The sequence below is a fragment of the Paracoccus rhizosphaerae genome (assembly GCF_026162645.1).
Taxonomy (GTDB): domain Bacteria; phylum Pseudomonadota; class Alphaproteobacteria; order Rhodobacterales; family Rhodobacteraceae; genus Paracoccus; species Paracoccus rhizosphaerae.
On record NZ_JAOTBE010000161.1, the window covers coordinates 1 to 1,507 of the forward strand.

At 59.3% G+C, this 1,507-nt stretch carries 2 pseudogenes; both read left to right on the plus strand.

From position 1 onward, the window contains the following. Positions 1-219 precede the first annotated feature (219 nt). Positions 220-459: pseudogene (locus tag OC184_RS20665) on the plus strand (hypothetical protein); the annotation flags it as partial. 84 nt (positions 460-543) lie between these two features. Next, positions 544-1,388, plus strand: a pseudogene (locus tag OC184_RS20120) (IS3 family transposase); the annotation flags it as partial. Between the last annotated feature and the right edge of the window lie 119 nt (positions 1,389-1,507).

The following is a 1,507-nucleotide window of genomic DNA, read 5'->3' on the forward strand; positions in this document are numbered from 1 at the left end:
ATCGAGAGATGGACCTCGTCGCGCAGGCCGAAGCGGCCTACGCAGCCATGGTCGAGGCATGGAAAGACAGGCCGCCAAAACTGAAAAAGAGCTGAGAAAATGGCTGTTCAACAACATCCGTATATCATGGCGAGCGCCGTCGAAGGCGATGCAAAAGGCTATAGCGCTTACCCTCATCAACCGCCGCGTTTGCAAGAATGAGACCGCTTTTCGGAGGATGATCGCGCCCTTCATGTCTATCGGGTCATCGCCGGGGCTGTCCGCACCTCCCGGTTCCTGTGCGACGGCCGCCGTCAGATAGACGAGTTCTGTTTCGATGATGACGTTTTCGGCCTAAAGGGAGGTGACGAGCACCGTTGCACCGCCGAAGCAGTGGAAGACACGGTCATCTTCGTCAGCCCATCGCCGAAGATGCAGCCACATCGGGCCTGCTGGTCGCGGCACTGGCGCTCTCGCTGACCCGCGCCCGGGACGGTAATCCTCCCCGTGGTTAAGGGGATGCGGGCGTAGAATTTTCTCGGCAAGTTGGACGAGGAGATTCCGATGAAGAAGAGCCGTTTCACTGAAGCCCAGATCATGGGCGTGCTGCGCCAGGCCGAGGGTGGTTTACCTGTGCCTGAACTGTGTCGCGAGCATGGGATCAGCAGCGCGACGTTTTACAAATGGCGCGCGAAGTATGGCGGCATGGATGCATCCATGATGAGCCAGATGAAGGCGCTTGAAGACGAGAACCGACGGCTGAAGCGCATGTTTGCCGATCTGAGCATGCAGGCCGATCTGCTTCGCGAGGCGCTTGTAAAAAAGTAACGCGGCCAGCTCAGCGCCGCGAGCTGGCCGAAAAGGCGGTGGCGACGAAGGGGATCAGCATCGCGCTGGCTTGCCGGGCATTTGGCGTCAGCGAGACCTGTTTCCGCTACAGTCTGACGCGCGACGACGAGAACGAGCATATCGCCGATCTGCTCATCGGGCTAACTAATGCCAGGAAGACTTGGGGCTTTGGCTTGTGTTTCCTGTATCTGCGCAACGTCCAGGGCCATGGCTGGAACCACAAACGCGTCTACCGGATCTATCGTGAGCTGGAACTGAACCTGAGGATCAGGCCTCGCAAGCGCCTGAAGCGGAAGAAACCCGAGGAACTGGCGGTTCCTGAAGCCCCGAACCTGGTCTGGTCGATGGACTTTATGGCCGATCGCCTGGCCGACGGACGGCAGTTCCGACTTCTGAACGTGCTGGACGACTTCAACCGCGAGGGCTTGGGCATCGAGGTGGACTTTTCGCTGCCAGCGGAGCGGGTCGTCCGGTCCCTGAACCAGATCATCGAATGGCGCGGCAAGCCCCTTACCATAAGGGTTGATAATGGCCCGGAATATGTCAGCTCCACGCTCATGAGTTAGCGTCCGAGGAGCTGGTGTAATTTCGTCGCCGCTGGCGGTGTGATCCCGGGTGGCCATCGAGGTGTAGGATCGAGGTGGAGTTTGGCGACTTCAACCACGGACCTTACGGAGAC